General features: G+C 53.9%; 3 pseudogenes. All 3 read left to right on the top strand.

The features are described 5' to 3' along the window. A pseudogene (rpsG, locus tag DQ405_RS25710) lies at nucleotides 1–289 on the top strand (30S ribosomal protein S7); the annotation flags it as partial. Between the two features lie 30 nt (nucleotides 290–319). Then, a pseudogene (fusA, locus tag DQ405_RS25705) lies at nucleotides 320–2,428 on the top strand (elongation factor G). Between the two features lie 30 nt (nucleotides 2,429–2,458). Further along, nucleotides 2,459–3,653 (top strand): annotated as a pseudogene (tuf, locus tag DQ405_RS27960) (elongation factor Tu). Nucleotides 3,654–3,705 lie beyond the last annotated feature (52 nt).

Genomic DNA, 3,705 nt, shown 5'->3' with positions numbered 1-3,705 from the left:
TTCGAGAAAGCTCTCGACGCCATCGCTCCGCTGGTCGAAGTGAAGTCGCGCCGTGTAGGCGGTGCTACTTACCAGGTTCCGGTTGAAGTTCGCCCGTCCCGTCGTAACGCTCTGGCAATGCGCTGGTTGGTAGACTTCGCCCGTAAGCGCGGCGAGAAGTCTATGGCTCTGCGTTTGGCCGGCGAACTGTTGGACGCTGCTGAAGGTAAAGGTGCTGCTGTTTAAGAAGCGTGAAGACGTGCACCGTATGGCTGAAGCCAACAAAGCTTTCTCGCACTACCGCTTCTAATTTTAGCTTCACTAATTTTGCGAGGGCTTTATGGCTCGTACTACTCCGATTAGCCGCTACCGTAACATCGGTATCGTCGCTCACGTGGATGCTGGTAAAACCACCACCACCGAGCGCGTACTGTTTTACACCGGCAAAAGTCACAAAATGGGCGAGGTGCATGACGGCGCCGCGACCACAGACTGGATGGTTCAGGAGCAGGAGCGTGGTATTACCATTACTTCTGCTGCTATTACCGCCTTCTGGAAGGGTTCCGAGAAGCAGTACAAAGATGAGCATCGCTTCAACGTAATCGATACCCCGGGCCACGTAGACTTCACCATTGAAGTTGAACGTTCCCTGCGCGTACTCGACGGCGCTGTCGTTGTGTTCTGCGGCACCTCGGGTGTTGAGCCTCAGTCGGAAACCGTATGGCGTCAAGCCAACAAGTACGGTGTTCCACGTCTTGTTTATGTAAAACAAGATGGACCGTGCTGGTGCCAACTTCCTGCGCGTGATCGGTCAGATCAAGCAGCGTCTGGGTCACACTCCGGTGCCTATCCAGTTGGCTATCGGTTCCGAAGACAACTTCCAGGGTCAGATCGATCTGATCAACATGGAAGCTGTTTACTGGAATGATTCCGACAAAGGTATGGTTCCTGTTCGTAAGCCTATCCCTGAAGAACTTCAGGAACTGGCTGACGAGTGGCGCAACAACATGGTTGAGGCTGCTGCCGAAGCCAGCGAAGAGCTGATGAACAAATACCTCGAAGGTGAAGAACTCACCAACGTGGAAATCAAGGCCGCTCTGCGTCAGCGTACTATCGCTGGTGAGATCGTCTTGGCTGTTTGCGGTTCCTCGTTCAAGAACAAGGGTGTTCCCCTGGTTCTCGACGCCGTTATCGACTACCTGCCTGCTCCAACCGACATTCCTGCTATCAAGGGTTCCAACCCTGATAACGAGGAAGAAGAAATGGAGCGTCACGCCGATGACAACGAGCCGTTCTCGGCTCTGGCGTTCAAGATCGCTACCGACCCATTCGTGGGTACTTTGACCTTCGTCCGCGTTTACTCGGGCGTGTTGGCCTCCGGCGACGGCGTGATCAACTCGGTTAAAGGCAAGAAAGAGCGCGTGGGTCGTATGGTGCAAATGCACGCAAACGCCCGTGAAGAGATCAAGGAAGTACGCGCTGGTGACATCGCGGCCCTGATCGGCATGAAGGACGTCACCACTGGTGAGACTTTGTGCGACGCTGCCAAGCCAATCATCCTGGTTCGCATGGACTTCCCGGAGCCGGTTATTTCGGTTGCCGTAGAGCCTAAGACCAAGGATGACCAGGAAAAAATGGGTATCGCTCTGGGCAAGCTTGCTCAGGAAGATCCATCTTTCCGCGTCAAGACTGATGAAGAGACTGGTCAAACGATCATCTCCGGCATGGGCGAGCTGCACCTGGACATCCTGGTTGACCGGATGCGCCGTGAGTTCAACGTCGAAGCCAACATCGGTAAGCCTCAGGTTTCCTATCGTGAGCGCATCACGAAGAACTGTGAAATCGAAGGCAAGTTCGTTCGTCAGTCCGGCGGTCGTGGTCAGTTCGGTCACTGCTGGATCCGTTTTGCTCCTGCTGACGAAGGTCAGGAAGGTCTGCAATTCGTGAACGAAGTAGTAGGTGGTGTTGTTCCTAAGGAATACATCCCTGCTATCCAGAAGGGTATCGAAGAGCAGATGAAGAACGGTGTTGTTGCCGGCTATCCGCTGATCGGCCTGAAAGCAACCGTTTTTGACGGTTCTTACCACGACGTCGACTCCAACGAGATGGCGTTTAAGGTGGCTGCTTTCCATGGCAACCAAGCAACTGGCCCAGAAGGGCGGTGGTGAGTTGCTTGAGCCAATCATGGCGGTAGAAGTTGTTACACCTGAAGACTATATGGGTGATGTCATGGGCGACCTTAACCGTCGTCGCGGCATGATCTTGGGTATGGAAGACACGGTTTCCGGCAAAGTGATTCGCGCCGAGGTTCCGTTGGGTGAGATGTTCGGTTATGCGACCGACGTTCGCTCCATGTCCCAGGGTCGCGCAAGCTACTCTATGGAATTCAAAAAATACAACACAGCTCCGGCGCACATACGCTGAAACTGTATCCAAAAAACAAGGCTGATTCAGTCCTTTAGGCAAGGAGTTAATTGTCGTGGCTAAAGAAAAATTTGATCGTTCCCTACCGCACGTAAACGTTGGCACCATCGGCCACGTTGACCACGGTAAAACCACTCTGACCGCTGCTCTGACTCGCGTCTGCTCCGAAGTTTTCGGTTCGGCTCGTGTTGACTTCGACAAGATCGACAGCGCACCAGAAGAAAAAGCTCGTGGTATCACCATCAACACCGCGCACGTTGAGTACAACTCGACTATTCGTCACTACGCTCACGTTGACTGCCCAGGTCACGCTGACTACGTGAAGAACATGATCACTGGTGCTGCCCAGATGGACGGCGCTATCCTGGTTTGCTCGGCCGCTGATGGTCCGATGCCACAAACCCGTGAGCACATCCTGCTGTCCCGCCAGGTTGGCGTTCCGTACATCGTGGTTTTCCTGAACAAGGCTGACCTGGTAGACGACGCTGAGCTGCTGGAACTGGTTGAGATGGAAGTGCGCGATCTGCTGAGCACTTACGACTTCCCGGGCGACGACACTCCGATCATCATCGGTTCTGCTCGTATGGCTCTGGAAGGCAACGACGAAAACGAAATGGGCACCACTGCCGTTCGTAAACTGGTTGAAACTCTGGACAGCTACATCCCAGAACCAGTTCGTCTGACCGATAAGCCGTTCCTGATGCCAATCGAAGACGTATTCTCGATCTCCGGTCGCGGTACTGTTGTGACTGGTCGTATCGAGCGCGGTATCGTTCGCGTTCAGGATCCACTGGAAATCGTTGGTCTGCGTGACACTACTGTCACCACCTGCACCGGTGTTGAAATGTTCCGCAAACTGCTCGACGAAGGTCGTGCTGGCGAGAACTGCGGCGTTCTGCTGCGTGGTACCAAGCGTGACGACGTTGAGCGTGGCCAGGTTCTGGTTAAGCCGGGTTCGGTCAAGCCGCACACCAAGTTCACCGCAGAAGTTTACGTTCTGAGCAAAGAAGAAGGCGGCCGTCATACTCCGTTCTTCAAAGGCTACCGTCCACAGTTCTACTTTCCGTACTACTGACGTGACCGGTAACTGCGAATTGCCAGAAGGCGTTGAAATGGTAATGCCAGGCGATAACATTCAAATGACTGTTACCCTGATCAAAACCATCGCAATGGAAGACGGTCTGCGCTTCGCTATCCGTGAAGGCGGCCGTACCGTTGGTGCTGGCGTTGTAGCTAAAATCATCGAGTAATCTCTCTTTTGAGTGAGCTCTGATGTTTTGAAAAGGCCCCCGCTTAGCGGGG

It is taken from the genome of Pseudomonas sp. SST3 (assembly GCF_003325755.1).
The sequence above is the reverse complement of the archived record's forward strand: the minus strand, read 5'-3'. Positions and strand labels throughout refer to the sequence as shown.